Annotated in this window: 12 protein-coding genes and 2 tRNA genes; 7 read left to right on the plus strand and 7 right to left on the minus strand. The window is 49.5% G+C overall.

Going from position 1 to position 16,340, the window contains the following annotated elements; all coding sequences use genetic code 11:
• Positions 1 to 130 precede the first annotated feature (130 nt).
• The 3 genes from AC23NW_RS18960 to AC23NW_RS18970 form a co-directional block, all read right to left on the minus strand.
• The gene (locus AC23NW_RS18960) at positions 131 to 1,507 is read right to left on the minus strand and encodes a DEAD/DEAH box helicase (RefSeq protein ID WP_487451274.1); all 1,377 of its coding nucleotides are present in this window, start codon (positions 1,505 to 1,507) and stop codon (positions 131 to 133) included.
• A 9-nt stretch (positions 1,508 to 1,516) separates the two neighbouring features.
• Complete coding sequence (fbp, locus tag AC23NW_RS18965; RefSeq protein ID WP_487451276.1) at positions 1,517 to 2,509, minus strand: class 1 fructose-bisphosphatase; 993 nt, start codon at positions 2,507 to 2,509, stop codon at positions 1,517 to 1,519.
• A gap of 752 nt (positions 2,510 to 3,261) precedes the next feature.
• Positions 3,262 to 3,337: transfer RNA gene (locus tag AC23NW_RS18970), tRNA-Phe, on the minus strand.
• Between the two features lie 145 nt (positions 3,338 to 3,482).
• Here AC23NW_RS18970 and AC23NW_RS18975 point away from each other — a divergent pair.
• The 6 genes from AC23NW_RS18975 to AC23NW_RS19000 all read left to right on the plus strand — a co-directional run bounded on the left by AC23NW_RS18975 (position 3,483) and on the right by AC23NW_RS19000 (position 10,134).
• Complete coding sequence (locus AC23NW_RS18975) at positions 3,483 to 4,844, plus strand: 4Fe-4S dicluster domain-containing protein (protein WP_487451277.1); 1,362 nt, start codon at positions 3,483 to 3,485, stop codon at positions 4,842 to 4,844.
• A gap of 63 nt (positions 4,845 to 4,907) precedes the next feature.
• Positions 4,908 to 5,708, plus strand: a complete 801-nt coding sequence (locus tag AC23NW_RS18980) for a (Fe-S)-binding protein (protein ID WP_071506541.1) — start codon at positions 4,908 to 4,910, stop codon at positions 5,706 to 5,708.
• 49 nt (positions 5,709 to 5,757) lie between these two features.
• Entirely contained in the window at positions 5,758 to 6,276 is a 519-nt protein-coding gene (locus AC23NW_RS18985) for a hypothetical protein (RefSeq protein WP_487451279.1), read from the plus strand.
• Positions 6,277 to 6,429: 153 nt separating this feature from the next.
• Positions 6,430 to 7,323, plus strand: coding sequence for a sugar phosphate isomerase/epimerase family protein (locus tag AC23NW_RS18990; protein WP_487451281.1), 894 nt, complete (start codon positions 6,430 to 6,432; stop codon positions 7,321 to 7,323).
• 126 nt (positions 7,324 to 7,449) lie between these two features.
• Positions 7,450 to 8,421 (plus strand): polyprenyl synthetase family protein, encoded by a 972-nt coding sequence (locus tag AC23NW_RS18995; protein WP_293832974.1) that lies wholly within the window; start codon positions 7,450 to 7,452, stop codon positions 8,419 to 8,421.
• Positions 8,422 to 8,493: 72 nt separating this feature from the next.
• A complete protein-coding gene (locus AC23NW_RS19000) occupies positions 8,494 to 10,134 on the plus strand; it encodes an OmpA family protein (RefSeq protein ID WP_487451282.1) in 1,641 nt (546 codons plus the stop codon).
• 62 nt (positions 10,135 to 10,196) lie between these two features.
• Here the strand turns inward: AC23NW_RS19000 and AC23NW_RS19005 are convergent, their stop codons facing one another.
• The gene (locus AC23NW_RS19005; protein WP_487451283.1) at positions 10,197 to 10,976 is read right to left on the minus strand and encodes a hypothetical protein; all 780 of its coding nucleotides are present in this window, start codon (positions 10,974 to 10,976) and stop codon (positions 10,197 to 10,199) included.
• Positions 10,977 to 11,166: 190 nt separating this feature from the next.
• Here AC23NW_RS19005 and AC23NW_RS19010 point away from each other — a divergent pair, with 190 nt between their 5' ends.
• A complete protein-coding gene (locus AC23NW_RS19010; RefSeq protein ID WP_487451284.1) occupies positions 11,167 to 12,810 on the plus strand; it encodes a CotH kinase family protein in 1,644 nt (547 codons plus the stop codon).
• 170 nt (positions 12,811 to 12,980) lie between these two features.
• Here the strand turns inward: AC23NW_RS19010 and AC23NW_RS19015 are convergent, their stop codons facing one another.
• The 3 genes from AC23NW_RS19015 to fabD form a co-directional block, all read right to left on the minus strand.
• The gene (locus AC23NW_RS19015; RefSeq protein ID WP_487451286.1) at positions 12,981 to 13,649 is read right to left on the minus strand and encodes a TetR/AcrR family transcriptional regulator; all 669 of its coding nucleotides are present in this window, start codon (positions 13,647 to 13,649) and stop codon (positions 12,981 to 12,983) included.
• Positions 13,650 to 15,200: 1,551 nt separating this feature from the next.
• Positions 15,201 to 15,274, minus strand: a tRNA-Gln gene (locus AC23NW_RS19020).
• Positions 15,275 to 15,406: 132 nt separating this feature from the next.
• On the minus strand, positions 15,407 to 16,288 hold the full coding sequence (gene fabD / locus AC23NW_RS19025; RefSeq protein ID WP_487451287.1) for an ACP S-malonyltransferase: 882 nt from the start codon (positions 16,286 to 16,288) through the stop codon (positions 15,407 to 15,409).
• Between the last annotated feature and the right edge of the window lie 52 nt (positions 16,289 to 16,340).

The raw sequence follows: 16,340 nt of genomic DNA on the forward strand, positions 1-16,340 counted from the left end.
CGTACGTGTTTTACTAAAACGAATCGCAATCCGGCTTAGTACATGCCGGAAAAAAATGTTGATAGAAATGAGGTATTCAGCAAACGGATTATCAGTCAAAAAGTTTGGAAAATACCTCATTGTCTTCGTGTTATCTTCGTTTTTTGCTGCGGTTTACCGGCTTGTTTCCGGTCGTGGCCGGTCGTTTAGCCGGTTTAACACCAGGAATTACGCGTGCCTTGGGGGCTGCCTTCATACCCGGTTTGATTTTCTTTTCATGGAAGGCACCTTTAAAGGTCGGGTCTTCCTTCCGTTTCTGCTCGTCGATCTCCCTTAGCATGGCCTGTTGCTCATCGAACGGTGTTTCGATTTGTTCAACGTTGTCAGGCATTGGCAGCCGCGGTACTTTCATCCGGATAATTTTTTCAATTTTTCCGACATGGTATTCTTCGGCCATCGTCACGAATGTAATGGCTTTCCCGCTGCGGTTGGCGCGTCCTGTCCGCCCGATCCGGTGCACATAATCTTCGTAGATAATCGGTACGTCGAAATTGATTACGTGCGTCACGTTGGCGACGTCAATACCGCGGGCGGCAACGTCGGTGGCAACCAGTACCCGGATCTGACCCTCCTTAAAGGCATCCATCGAGTTAATCCGCGTATTCTGCCCTTTATTGGCGTGAATCACCCGGATGTAGTCTTCGTTTACCACTTTTCGTGCCAGAAATTTATAAATATTTTCGGCACTTTGTTTCGTCCTGGTAAAAACAATCACGCGTTCAGTGCCCTCCTGAAGTACGAGGTATTCGAGCAGGTTAATTTTGGTCCGGAAGTTTGGCACTTCGTACATGACCTGCTGTACCATTTCGGCGGTTGAAGCCTGTGGTGTCACTTCAACCCGGACCGGTGCTTCCAGAAATTCAGCCGATAAGCGTTCTACCTTGTCCGGAAACGTTGCCGAGAAGAGCAGGTTCTGGCGTTTACGGGGAATGATCTCCAGAATGGACCGTATCTGGTGCATAAAACCCATATCCATCATTTTATCGGCTTCGTCCAGAATCATGGTTTTGATTTCTTTGGTAACGATTTCACCGGCCAGATACAGGTCCATGAACCGGCCGGGGGTAGCTACCAGAATGTCGATACCGTTTTTCAGGCGCTCAATCTGGGTTTTGGGGCCGAGTCCGCCGTAAATGGCTGTATGACGAAGATCGGTATATTTAGCAAGTTCGCTGATGGCGTCGTTAATCTGGATCGCCAGCTCACGGGTTGGCGCCAGAATGATAGCACGGGGTGCGTTGCCCTGTGCATACTTCACTTTCATGAGGAGCGGCAAAACATACGCAGCTGTTTTGCCGGTTCCCGTTTGTGCAATGCCCAGTACGTCGTGATTCTGCAAAATCAACGGTATTGACTTTAGCTGGATAGGCGTCGGCTGTGTGTAGCCGGCATCAGCTATGGCGTTGAGTAACTGGCGGTTCAGCGCAAAATCCTCGAACGACGGTTCAATGGGTTGTTCAATTGTCATACGACAAATTTACAACCGATTTGTCATTTCATCTACCATGTCTTTTGCGCCGATGTAGATTGGTGACCGCTGGTGCAGGCTTTCCGGCTCAATATCCAGAATGTCCTGATACCCATCGGATGCGCGGCAGCCGGCCTGCTCGGCAATCATCGCCAGCGGGTAGCATTCATACAGCAGCCGGAGTTTGCCTTTAGGGGCTTTTTGGGTCGGCGGATAAAAGTAAATGCCTCCTTTGAGCAGATTGCGGTGGAAATCGGCAACGAGTGAGCCAATATACCGGGCCGAATACCGCTGTTCCTTGCAGCGGTCGATGTATGCCTGTACGCCTGCCGGATAATCCGAAAAATTGCCTTCGTTGCAGGAGTAAATTGTTCCTTTAACAGGGCTGCGCATGTCAATATGGGAGAGAAAAAACTCGCCAAGCGAATGATCGTATGTAAAACCGCTGACACCGTGGCCGGTGGTGTACACCAGCATCGTCGATGAACCGTAAAGAATATAGCCGGCTGCTACCTGTTTACGGCCTCCCTGCATAAAGTCATCGAGTGTGGCCCGCGAACCGACAGGCGTTACCCTGCGGTAAATGGCGAAAATGGTACCGATAGACACATTCACGTCGATGTTGGACGAACCGTCGAGGGGGTCCATTGCCACAACATATTTGGCGTGGTCATTACCGGTGTAAATGATCTCTTCGTCTTCTTCCGAGATAATGGCGCAGCATTCGCCGCCGTTTTTCAGGGCGCGGATAAACCGGATGTTGGCAATGACATCCAGCTTCTGCTGGCTTTCGCCCTGTACATTGCTGCTGCCATAATCGCCGGTAACATCGATCAGGCCAGCTCGGTTAATTTCTTTATTAATAATTTTTCCGGCCAGCGCAATGTCCCGCAGCAGCTGGGATAATTCGCCGGAAGCAAACGGGAAGTCGCTTTGGCGACGCATGATGTATCTGTCGAGAGTGACACCGACGGGGAGGGCGTACGTATTTGACGTTTCCATGATAGAGGTTGGTATTGAGGTTAGGAAATTTAATAAAGAAATTAATTACCTGTTTCCCGTTTGAGCGAATATCCGCCATATTATCTGAAAGTTTATTCTTTATCCTGAAAGAGCACAAATTCAGCTGGACAGAATATGGTTTAGGGATCGTTTGTCTTTAAAAAATTTTAGAAACAGTGGGTTTTAAGGGATATTATCTTTAAAATGTAATAAAAAGTAAAAGAAGATGTATCTGTTTGCTCAATACAATATGTCTACTTCTTCACGCGACTTTTCTTCGCAGAAACGTGTACCTACAGGATGTCTGTTGTCATAAATTTACTAAGGAAAACAGATGGAGATGATAGCAGGAAGTGTACCGTGAAAATTGTCTTTTACCAAGATGTCAGACTGGGCTTTGTAACGCTGGATGACCGGTCCGGGCGGGAATTTGATTGCATTACGGAATAAATAAAGGTGCATTTATCGTTTTGCCGGTCCAATGCTTTACTTTCAGATCGTATCTTTTTTATTTACTCCCGGTTTAAACATAATTTTCAAATTAATTGTACTACGAATATTGCAATAGTATGCTTGCATACTATCTTTGCGCACGGCAAAACCAACAAACCGGCTGGAAAGTTTACAGACTATGGAAGCGAAAATTGATGGCAGCACCGGCGGTCACCGGTATATAGACAACCGGATGCTGGCTGACTGGCCGTTTACGATAGAGGACATAAAAAAAGCGACCGCAATTGCTTGCAGTCGCCTGGTGGTGATGGACGGAATCGAACCGCCGACACAAGGATTTTCAGTCCTTTGCTCTACCAACTGAGCTACATCACCGTAGTTGATAGTCCGTTTGGTGTCAAACGTGGGTGCAAAAGTAGGCGCTTACTGGTAACTGCGCAAGTTTTTGGGCTAAAAAAAACGCAAAAAAATAAAAATAATTTAAACGTCACTGATAGTCAGTGTCTTGTAAAGGAGAGTTATGGCGTATATTCAGCAATTCCTTTTTGTAATAGCCGTCGGTGTTACGGGCTTCCTGATCAGTAAGCGGGTAGGGCTTATCCGGCGCGCCATTCAGCTGGGCCGTGCCGAAAACCGGAGCGATCATCCTGATGAACGCCTGAAGACGATGCTTCTGGTAGCGTTCGGACAGAAAAAAATGTTTGCCAATCCGTTGGTGGCAGTCATGCACTTCGTCATTTATGCCGGGTTTATTATCATTAACCTCGAAGTACTGGAAATTATTCTGGACGGTATTCTGGGTACGCACCGGCTGTTTGCACCGGTTATTACCCCGGTTTATCCGTTCCTGATCAACTTTTTTGAGGTATTGGCGCTGGGTGTACTGATCGTCTGTGTTGTTTTCCTGCTGCGTCGCTTCGTGACGAAAGTACCGCGTTTTCAGCCTGAGCGACACGAGGAAATGCGCCCTTCCTGGCCACGGCTGGACGCTGCGCTGATTCTGACCTTCGAAATTCTGCTGATGACGGCGTTCCTGACCTGGAATGCGGCCGACAGCATCCTGCGCGACCGTGGTATCGGGCATTACGGCGAACTACAGGGCGTTGTGCCTGATTTTGTGATCAGCCAGTTTCTGAAGCCCTGGTTCTCGGGTCTGAGCGACGGGGCACTGATGGCTTACGAACGGTTTTCGTGGTGGTTCCACATTCTGGGCATCCTGACGTTTGCCGTTTATGTGACCTACTCAAAGCACCTCCACATTTTCCTTGGCTTCCCGAATGTGTATTTCTCGGACCTGAAGCCTAAAGGAGAAATGAAAAATATGCCTGAGGTGACGAAAGAAGTACAGTTGATGCTGGGACTTTCGCCTGCCGATGCGGTCGAAGCACCTGCGGAAGGGGACCCGGTCATCGGCCGGTTCGGGGCAAAGGATGTTGACGACCTGAAATGGATCAACCTGATGAATGCCTATAGCTGCACTGAATGCGGCCGATGTACGGCGGCGTGTCCGGCAAACATCACCGGTAAAAAGCTGTCACCGCGGAAAATTATGATGGATACCCGCGACCGGCTGGAGGACATTCAGAAGGGCTGGAAAGAGCACGGTGCGGACTACAAAGATGAAAAATCACTGCTGGGCGACTACATCACGGCCGAGGAGCTGAATGCCTGTACGACCTGTCAGGCGTGTGTACAGGCCTGCCCGATCAATATCAATCCGCTGGATATTATCCTGCAGCTGCGCCGGTACCGTGTCATGGAAGAATCACAGGCCCCGGCATCGTGGAACGCCATGTTCAGTAATATCGAAAACAACATGGCTCCGTGGAAATTTTCGCCGGGCGACCGGTTCAACTGGGCCGATCAGATCAATGAAAAATAAACGATTCAGCCGGTAGCACTCAACTACTGCCCGGCTGATGAACACTATAAAGAACATTGACGAATGACTTCTGAAAAAACATACACTGTACCGACCATGGCCGATATGATGGCCGCTGGTGAAACCCCCGAAATCCTGTTCTGGGTGGGCTGTGCCGGCTCGTTCGATGACCGGTACAAACGCGTAACCATTGCATTTGCCCGCATCCTGAACCATGTCGGAATCAAATTTGCCGTATTGGGTCCCGAAGAAACCTGTACCGGTGATCCGGCACGCAGGGCGGGAAACGAATTCCTGTTTCAGATGCAGGCCGTAGCTAATATTCAGGTTCTGGACGGCTACAGCGTCAAAAAAATTGTAACGGCCTGTCCGCACTGTTTTAATACGCTTAAGAACGAGTATCCGGCACTGGGCGGGAATTATGAGGTCATTCACCACTCAACCTATCTCCAGCAGCTGATAAACGAGGGACGGGTGAAGGTAGAAGGCGGGGAGTCGTTCAAAGGTCGCCGGATTACTTATCACGACTCCTGCTATCTGGGGCGCGCCAACAAGGTATACGAGGCCCCTCGTCAGGTATTGGCCGCCCTGGATGCTGATCTGGTAGAGATGAAGCGGTCGCGGGCAAACGGCCTTTGCTGCGGTGCCGGTGGGGCGCAGTATTTCAAGGAGCCGGAAGCCGGCAAAAAAGACGTTAACGTAGAGCGTATTGAAGAAGCGCTGGGTACCGGAGCGGATACGGTAGCAGTTGCCTGTCCGTTCTGTATGACCATGATGTCGGACGGGGTGAAAAATAAAAATCAGGAAGATCGCGTCAAGGTCTACGATCTGGCGGAACTGATCGCAAAAGGGCAGGGTTTGTAACCACATAGGCGGGCTGCTTGTAGTCTGCCTGAATGTTCCGGAAAAGGCCATGTATATCGATTTTGACGAAATTACGGATACTGCCCGTTTGTGGGTATATCAGGCAAACCGCAGCCTGACGGATGCGGAAGTGCAACAGATAGACGCAGCCCTGCGTCCGGCTCTGAGTGGCTGGGCCGCACATGGTGAACCGCTTTTAGCAGCGGCGAAAGTCGTTGCCAACCGGTTTGTGGTGATTGCCGTTGATGAAGGCCATCACTTGCCGAGTGGTTGCTCGATTGATTCGTCGGTGGGTTTTCTGCGGCAGATCAGTGCAACGCTTTCGCAGCAAGGTGAATCCATCGACTTTTTTGACCGTTCGGCTGCCTATCAGGATAACAATAAGCAGGTACAGACGGTTACGCTGCCGGCAATTAAGGCGGCAGTTGCCGATGGTAAACTGACGCCGGAAACACCTGTTTTCAATACACTGGTTAACACCAAAGCTACCTTTTTGTCGGACTGGATTGTGCCGGCGCAGACGACGTGGCTGAAGCGGTATTTCGCGCAAAAAGCAGTAAATGCATAGCACAACACGGTGCTGCCAATAAAGAATCCGCGGTATCTGGCTTTTTCGAAGGCAGGATGCTGCGGATTTTATATTTATTCTAATCTGTGGCAGTTGAGTATTTGCCGGAAGGTCAGTAGATTTAGGCGTGCAACAAACCTAAACCCTAAGGTAATGTCAAGCCTGCAATCACGACGGAATTTCATACGACAAAGCTCCGTAGCGGCGCTCTCGCTGGGGACGGTGCCCTCATTACTGGCCAATCCGCAAAAAATGTTTGATCATATCAGCCTGCAACTGTACTCGGTTCGGGAGGATATGAAAATTGATCCGGTGGCCACGCTGAAGCAGGTGGCTGCCATTGGCTATAAAGAAGTTGAACCGGCAAACTACGTCGACGGGAAATGCTACGGCAAGACACCGGCCGAATTCCGGAAACTCTGTCAGGGTCTGGGCATGACGATCAGCAGCTCGCATGTGCTGTTCAGTAAAAACGACTGGAATGCATCCACGAAGGATATTTCAGACCGCTACAAAAAAGCGATTGCCGATGCCGTGACGATGGGACAAACGTTCCTGATTAATCCCGGAATTGATTCGGATAAAAAGAACCTTGACGAGGTGAAACGCATGCTGGACTCGTGGAATGTCTGCGGAGAACGCTGTAAAGCCGCCGGTCTGCAATTCGGTTTTCATAACCACTACGACGAATTTACCATTCAGCACGAAGGTAAGCTGCTGTACGAAATCTTCCTGGAACGCCTTGATCCGAAGCTGGTCATTCAGCAGCTGGATACCTGCAACATGAAAATTGCCAGGGCTAATGCCATTGAGTGGATCAAAAAATATCCGAAGCATATCCGGATGCTGCACATAAAAGACAAAGCCAAAGACCGCGACGAAAGTACGTATCTCGGCAATGGCGAAATTGACTGGCCACCGCTACTGGCGGCCGCCAAAAAAGCAGGTATCAAATATTACGTGGTCGAACAGGAATCGTACGACGGAAATCAGCCGCTGGATTCGGTGGAAATGGATTACGTCCGTATGAAACTTTGGAACGGCTAAAGACAAACAGCCCCCTGCCTTCGTTATACCAATACCAGCTATGCCGGACGAAAAGCGTGCTTTGGCGCTCCAACGTTTATGTGCGTGGCCGGGTTTTGTTTATTTTTGGGCGTAAAACCCGTTCGGATGAATCCAATCGTTTTTGTTGAGGCACTTCAAAAGGAAATTCAGTCTACAGAATATGGCCGGCACCCGGCCGAATTGTACGATCCTATTCAGTACATCATGAGTCTTGGCGGCAAGCGGATGCGTCCGTTGCTGACCCTGATGGGAGCCTACCTCTTCACCGATGAGTGGGAAAAAGCCATTAAACCAGCCATCAGCGTCGAAGTCTTTCACAACTTTACGCTGATGCACGACGATATCATGGATCAGGCTCCGCTGCGGCGAGGTCAGCCAACGGTGCATGAAAAATGGAACCATAACATTGCCATTCTGTCGGGCGATGTCATGTTGGTAAACGCCTATGAACTGCTGCTGGATGTGGCACCCGATAAGCTGCGCCATGTACTGGCCCGGTTTAACCGGACGGCTGCCGAAGTCTGCGAAGGGCAACAGCTGGACATGAATTTTGAAACCCGCTGGGATGTGACAGAGGCCGAGTACGTGGAGATGATCAAACTCAAAACGTCGGTGTTGCTGGGATATGCCCTCGAACTGGGTGGTATTATTGCCGGTGCGGATACGGATTCCACAAATCATCTGCGCGAAGGCGGTATCAACATTGGTATTGGGTTTCAGCTTAAAGACGATCTCCTGGATGTCTACGGCGATCCGGCCAAGTTCGGGAAGCAGGTCGGCGGCGACATCATTGCCAACAAAAAAACGTTCCTGCTCATTGAAGCGCTCGAAAAAGCCGGAGGACCGCTGCTCGACGAGCTGAACGGCTGGCTCAGCTGCAAGGAGTTTGATAAGGCAGAAAAAGTGAAAGCCGTTACAGAAATCTACGACAAGCTCAATATCCGGCAGGTGACCGAACAGCGCATCAGCGATTATTTCGCGAAAGGACTGTCGAATTTTGAGCAGGTCCAGGCAACACCTGAGCGCAAGGAAATGCTGCTGTCGTTTACGCGGCAACTGATTGAGCGGGAGAACTAGTACTAAGCCCTATCGCTTCAACGTTAATCGTAGAAACAGGATTACGGTCTGAATCACAGCCACAACAAGATCATGATAAAAGGATTACCGGCCGCGTTACTTGTACTCGCCAGCCTGTGCACCGTTAATGCACAGAAGGTAGAGAACCTTGGTAATCAGGTAAATTCAGAATTTAATGAAATCAACCCCATGATTTCGCCGGATGGGAAAACGATCTATTTTGCCCGCGTCAGCCATCCGCAGAATACCTACGGCGATAAGGGTAGTCAGGATATCTGGTATTCTGAACTGGATGTTGCCAGCAATAAATGGGGACCTGCGCGCCGGTTAGGCAATCCGCTGAATACCGACGAATACAACTGCGCCTACAGCATTACGCCCGACGGCAATACCATGCTGATCAAAGGTGCTTACAACAACGGCCGTTACGAAACCCGCGGTTATTCGTTCAGCAAGAAAACGACGAATGGCTGGTCGGTTCCCCAGAAGCTTGAAATTGCCGGGTATGAGCGCATGAGCCAGGGACAATACGACTGCGGTTTCCTGTCGGCCGACGGTAAGGTGCTGATCATGTCATTCAGCGAAAAGAAAAACAGCAAGGAAGATGATTTGTACGTCAGTTTCCGTCAGAAAGATGGTAGCTGGAGCAAACCCGTTAGTCTGGGCCCGGACGTAAACACAAAATTTACGGAAACAACGCCGTTTCTGGCGGCCGACGGGGCAACGCTCTATTTCTCCAGCAACCGCGAAGGCGGGCAGGGGAGCAACGACATTTATATCTGCAAACGTGTTGACAAAACCTGGAAACACTGGTCGAAGCCGCAGAATTTAGGCCCGAAGATCAACACGGAAGGCTACGATGCCTATTACTCCATTCCGGCGGCGGGCGATTATGCCTACATGACCAGCTTTAAAGGCACGTTGGGTAAGGGTGATGTCGTTCGGATCAAGATGTTTGACGATATACCGACAACGCCGACACTGGCCAATAATGACCCGTCTAAAGCCGGTTCGGGTAATCCCAATGGCAACGGGCAGAACGGCAACGGTACCAACAACGATCCGAATGCCTTACTGCGTCCTGATCCGGTGGCTATCATCAGCGGCCGTGTGATTGATCAGAAAACCGGCCGGCCGGTACAAGCCCGCGTTGTTTATCAGACACTGCCCGATGGCAACGAAGCCGGCGAGGCCACGTCTGACCCGATTACCGGGGAGTATAAAATAGTATTGCCCTACGGGCAGAAGTACAGCATGCGGGCCATTGCCCCGAATTTCATTGCGGAGGGCGAAAACGTCGATCTGACGCAGGTGAAAGGTTTTCAGGAGATCAAGGGTAAAGAGCTGACGATGGTGCCGATAGAAGAGGGGAAAGCCATTCGTCTGAACAACATTTTCTTTGACACCGGTAAGTCCGAACTGCGTCCTGAATCAGCACCGGAACTTGACCGGATGGTTGCCGTGCTGAACGAAAATCCGAAGATGACGATTTCTCTGAACGGTCATACCGATAACACGGGCGGGGTTGCCGTTAACCAGAAACTGTCACAGGACCGGGCTGATGCCGTACGTGAATACTTCATTGGTAAAGGCATTGAACCGGACCGGATTGCCAGCAAAGGCTTCGGCGAAAGTAAACCGGTAGCTGCCAATGATACCGAAGACGGGCGGCAGAAGAACCGCCGTGTAGAATTCCTGATTGTGAAGAAATAGTAAAATCAGATACCGGAAAAGCCCTGTACCAAACGTGCAGGGCTTTTCCGGTTTTACAGGTGTCAGCGTACGCGCCGGTAAAGCGTTTTGGCCCCCGTTTTCAGATCGGTCAGGAGCGCATTGTTATTTTCAACGTAGTATTTTGAGGAGGGAATATCCTGTACGGTGCCGTTTTGCCGGATGCGGACATAGAAGATATTACCTTTTGTAAACCATTTTGCGCCCATAGCATTAAGCTGCGCAATCACCTGATTGTCTTTGCCCTGCGAAATGCCCGACGAGTTGCTGCCGCTGATATACGATGTGGAGCCGCCGTCGCCGAAGCTGCCATCGGCGTTCAGGATCATGGTCGATGTACTGCCACCGTAGAAGCCTCCGCTGTTTGCACCACCCCCGTATTGCTCCGAAGTCTGCCAGGCACCGATCAGTGCCGGATCGCGGTACAACTTATCAGAGGCCGCTGCCGTAGTGGTTCCCGTACCGGTTGACCTGGTAAATGCTCCCACCATCCCGACTCCAAACGCGGTGATGTTGACCTGTAGGGTGGTACCGGTAAGCTGCATGGTAAACGGAAACGTTGACCCGTCGGTCGGATAGGTCATGGTGCCGGAGGCCTTATTTCCGGTGATCGTACCGGCAAGGGTATAGGTATCGCCGGCGATGTCGAGCCGGCCGCCCAGCTGCTGGCCTTTCGGAATAAGCCGGAGCGTGGCCGCGACGGTCTGGGCGGGGCTTTTCAGCTGACCTTGCCAGTCGCCGGAAAAAGGCTGCGCAGCGCTGATCAGCAGGGTGCTTAGCAACAGCGTACTTGTTAACAGGAAAAATCTGGAAAAGGAAAGCATACGGGCAAAAGGGTTGTTGGTTGAAACAGAGTGGCTGCTGAATATACGCCGCCCGCTGCCGCAACGTATAGTTAATTGAGCAAATGGTCAGTATCTGGCGGCAGTTCTGGCCTACCGCTATACAGGAGCCCTATCATTAGAAATGCTTCGTCGATGTGTTTATTCTCCAAAGCCCTTTCCTGACCTGATCATGCGCGTATCTATCCACAAACTTTTATTCCTGTTGTTGCTGGCCGGCCAGGCCTACGGACAAATCCTGAGCTCGTCTGATTTGCCGGTTTTACTGATTAATACGAAAGGGGTTGCCATACCGGATGAACCCAAAGTTATTGCTTCGCTCACCATTGTGGACAATGGCCCCGGGAAGCGGAATCAGGTTGCCGGCCCGGCGACCTTCACGAGTGTGATCGGTATTGAACAGCGGGGGGCGACCTCCCGTACGTTATTCCCTAAAAAACCGTATGGCTTTGAACTGCGCGATCCGACGGGCGTTAATTCTGTTAATGCGTCGATTCTGGGCATGCCGGCCGAAAGCGATTGGGTGATGAATGCTGTTTACAATGATAAAACGCTGCTGCGTGACGTGTTGACGTACCAGATTTTCCGGGAAAGCAGCCGGTATTATGCCTCACGCTACCGCTTCTGTGAAGTAATACTCAATGACCAGTATCAGGGCATTTATGTAATTATGGAGAAAGTTAAACGCGATAAAAACCGCGTTGACATTGCCAACCTGAAACCCGAAGATGTAAGCGGCGATCAATTGACAGGTGGTTATATTCTGAAAATCGACAAAACGGAAGGCTCCGCCTCCAAAAGCTGGCTGTCGTCGTACCGTTCGAGCAGCAACAAGGCGATAACCGTGCAGATTGACCGGCCTAAACTGGAAGATATTCAGGAGGCTCAGTTTCAGTATATCCGGAAGTATGTGACGGCATTTGAGGATGCGCTCAAGGATGCCTCCTTCAGTGACTCGCTGAATGGTTTCCGGAAATACGTTGATGAGCAGTCTTTTGTTGATTATCTGCTGCTGACCGAGGTCTGTAAAAATGTAGACGGTTACCGGCTGAGTACCTTTTTTTACAAGGATCGTGACAGCAAGGGCGGTAAACTCACCATGGGCCCGATCTGGGATTATAACCTGACTTATGGTAACGCTGATTACTGCGATGGTAACAGCTACATTGGCTGGGCGTTTAACTTTAACCGCACCTGCCAGACAGATACATACAGCATTCCGTTCTGGTGGGACAGGCTGCTGCAGGACCGGAAGTTTGCCCTTAAGGTCAGAACGCGGTATCAGGAACTGCGGAAAACCGTACTGACGGTGAATCACCTCCATGCCTACGTTGATTCTATGGCGACAATGCTGACCGAGGCCCGGGCCCGTAACTTTCAGAAATGGCCCGTACTGGGTGTATATGTCTGGCCAAACGGGTATGTCGGCCGCACGTATGCCGATGAAATCACCTACCTGAAAGACTGGATCCGCTGGCGGCTGGATTGGCTTGATACGGCCATTAAGCCCTTTGGGGAGGATATTCTGGCCGTTGAACCGGCTACTGATGAATCGCTGGAATTAGTGGCCGGCCCTAATCCGATGGCGGAGTCTCTGCTGGTCCGGTATAAGCTCACACAGCGTACGGATGTCCAGCTACGGTTTACTAATTCGGAAGGGCGTATCGTACAGGCATTTACATGGCCTGCACAGGCAGCCGGAGCCTATGAGCAGCGATTTGAAAAGGATCAGTTACCGTCCCAATCCGGTATTTACTTTCTGACGTTAACTACTGGTCAGGGGCGGCAGACAACCCGGAAAATTATTCGGTATTAGTACGTGTAAGCAGACTGGCAGATGTCAATTGGCCGGCATGGCTGTAGAAATCTACAGACTGTATCTGAAACTGGTACCGTCAAGTAGGTAGTGAAATTGATGATGCAGCCATGAGTAGTTAGTCGAATGGCTGTGAGGGATAAATGACTAACTACTCATAGACGCATTCGTTACCATAGGGCAACAGGAGTCGCTGACGTTTGCAACTCAACGGTTGTTTCCTTCGATTGAGCGGCTACTTTATTGAGCGCAATATAGATCACTTTAACGGCCTCCTCAATGCGTTTCCAGCCTTCTTCGCTGCGCAGATCGATACCGATCATAGTACGATTGTTCTGAGCCAGTAAGGTCATGTGTGACATGGCGCTCAGCATAATTGCCGAGATGGCATGTACATCGGCTCCTTTTACGAAAGAAAGCTGATCTACCAGACGAACAAGTTCTTCGTCCTGGGCTTTGCTGATGATGTCGGCTGTTACATCGCCTTCAATCACAGTCGCTTTCAACATTTCGCGGCCAGCTTTAAATGTCCGGAACGTGCGGTATGTCTGAGTGACCTGACGATACCAGATGCGGGCCAGGTCAGATTGGTTCAGCGGACGGATTTGTTCCAGTACGGCAGGAGTAAATGTAGGATAAAGCTTACCCATTTTTACGTAATATTCCAGTAACCCATCAAGACCTCCAAAGTATCTGTAAATGAGTACTTTGCTTACGCCTGCTTTTTCTGCAACCCGATTAACGCCAACTCCTTCAAGACCTCTTTCTGTAATTACTTCTTCAAGAGCCTCGACAATACGCTGAATCGTTTTGGTTCGGTTTCTACGGATCTTTTCCATAGCTAAAATAATATAGTTTAGTGGGTGAGACTGCTGCTTTGCAGTAAATAGTACACTTATCGTATTGGCAATTAATAACTTATCGCATTGTTAGACAGGTTTTCCCTATTTTCAGACTAAGCAGATATTACATGAGACTAATGTTTTAGAAAAAGGTAACAAAAAAGTAAAAAAAAAGTGACGCTAAAGTAGTGATCAGTACTCGTTATCATAGATAAAGTGAAAAATGATAATAAGAATATAACTGGTATAAATAAAGGTATTTTTTTGTAATTAATTGAATTTTAGGGCTTTGTGTTTTTATTTTTATTCTGATAATAGGAATTTATGCATTTTGAAAAGAGACTAACAAAAAACAGCTATTTCCGGTAAAAATTCATATCGGAATCTTTATGTTCCGGTATCAATGCTTATGGTTAGTTACAGGCAGTACCTGAAATCAAGTAATTGATTATTTGCGTAATCGTCCGTCCGCAGTTATCTGTGTAGTTGACCTTTGCCTGATGCTCCCTGGATCGGTAATGTTCGGTCTGTTAATAGAGAAATTAGTCAGCCTGCGATAAACACCACTGTATACATAGTCATTGGGGCCTGTAACTGTATAACCATTGCCGTTGAGACTCACTGAACAATTATTCGGGCCTAAAACACCGGAAGGCGGCGGCTGTGGTAACTCCCTGGCATCCGTTGGCGTTCGCTGTCATAGTAACTGTGGTCGGCGCAGTCGGACTAAAGGTGATGGATGATGCGGTCGAGCCATTGCTCCAGCGGAGCGGCGATACCGGAAGCCGTTAAAGTGATGGGTGAGTCTGACAAGACTGTAAGCGAAGGACTTGCCAAGATGGTGACGGCAGTCGCTGTGCCGTTTTCCGCAATCCAGTTAGATGTGCTGCCGGTAAGTCCGAAATTGATTAACGTTCGATCTCTTTAGTGTCAATCAGTTTTTTGAAAGCGGAATTATTGCTATCCGCAGCCTCCTGGTTAAATTTATAGTAAGCCGTAAGTCCTTGTTTCCATTGTTCGAAAGCACTTTGCGGCACGAACAGCCAGCCTGGTACCAATGCAGATAACTGCCGGTACCAAGGCCCGGAAAAGGAACTTGTTAAATCACGATATTAATATGACATAGCGTATGGTTTTAGATTAAGTACATCATTCTGGGAGGTTATGGAGAAAATTGGAGAAGAATCATCCTGGAAAGATCTGAAAACGGGCATACGGCTTGCGTGCACACCTGTAAACGATCGCTGTAGTGCCCTCGTAATAGAATAATATAATCAGATGACCTATTTGTTTGCTTTCTTGAGAATAAAGTAAACACTTATTGGTAAAATCGGAAATTAAAGGCCCAAAAATGGACATACATTATTGTTTTGTATGCTGTTTTGTACTTAATGGCAACTATTGAGCGGAACTGGCAAGATGTAGGTAGTAGGAAAGGTATATGGGCCGTAATGTTTGTGGAGGCATTGCGTTACGGTGTAGCGTGATTTAATACCCCTGAAATGTAAGAAGCCTGCAAGCGTTAGCTTGCAGGCTTCTTAGCTGGGTTGGTTGCCCGAGAAGGATTCGAACCTCCACAAACAGAACCAAAATCTGTCGTCCTACCCTTAGACGATCGGGCAATCCTGAATTGCGAGTGCAAAGATAATGTACTTTTTTATGAATTGTCAAGAATCCGGCTGAAAAAAAAGTGTTTTCAACCGGATTGCTGAGCTTAACAAATTGATAACAAAAGCCTTATTGGCCGAAAAAAATTAAATTCCGGCGGTTTCAGCTGCCGGCGAAATTTTCTTTACCAGACCCTGCAACACTTTACCAGGACCGCATTCGATGAACTGTGTTGCGCCATCGGCTACCATGGCTTCTACAGATTGTGTCCAGCGTACAGGAGCTGTCAGCTGGGCAATCAGGTTGGCTTTGATCGTTTCTACATCTGTCGATGGCTGCGCGTTTACGTTCTGGTAAATCGGGCATTCAGGCCGGCTGAAGGTTGTTCCGGCAATAGCCTGGGCCAGTTCTTCGCGGGCTGGCTCCATCAGTGGTGAGTGAAAAGCACCGCCTACCTGTAACGGCAATACGCGTTTTGCGCCGGCCTCCTTCAGTTTCTCGCCCGCAATCCGGACACCTTCCAGATTACCCGAAATAACGACCTGTCCGGGGCAGTTGAAGTTTGCCGGAACCACTACCTCACCTGTGGCAGCAACCTCTGCACAGATCGCTTCAATTTTGTCGTCAGCCAGACCCAGCACGGCAGCCATAGTCGAGGGCTGAAGCTCACAGGCTTTCTGCATGGCCGCTGCCCGCTGCGCTACCAGTTTCAGGCCGTCTTCAAACGAGAGCGCACCCGCGGCTACCAGCGCCGAAAATTCGCCCAGTGAATGACCCGCAACCATCTGCGCATCGAAGGAATCTGTCGTCAGTGCCAGGGCAACTGAATGAAGAAAGATCGCCGGTTGGGTCACGTTCGTTTGTTTCAGTTCTTCGTCTGTGCCCTCAAACATGACTTTCGTGAGGCTGAAACCAAGGATCTCGTCAGCCTGATCGAACAGTTGACGGGCTTTTTCGGAATTCTGATATAAGTCCTGGCCCATTCCCTTAAACTGAGAACCCTGACCCGGAAAAACGTATGCTTTCATACTTGGATTGAGGTAAAATGCATGCATCCATGCCATGAATCAGCAGCATGTA

It is taken from the genome of Arsenicibacter sp. R0_47 (assembly GCF_057652235.1).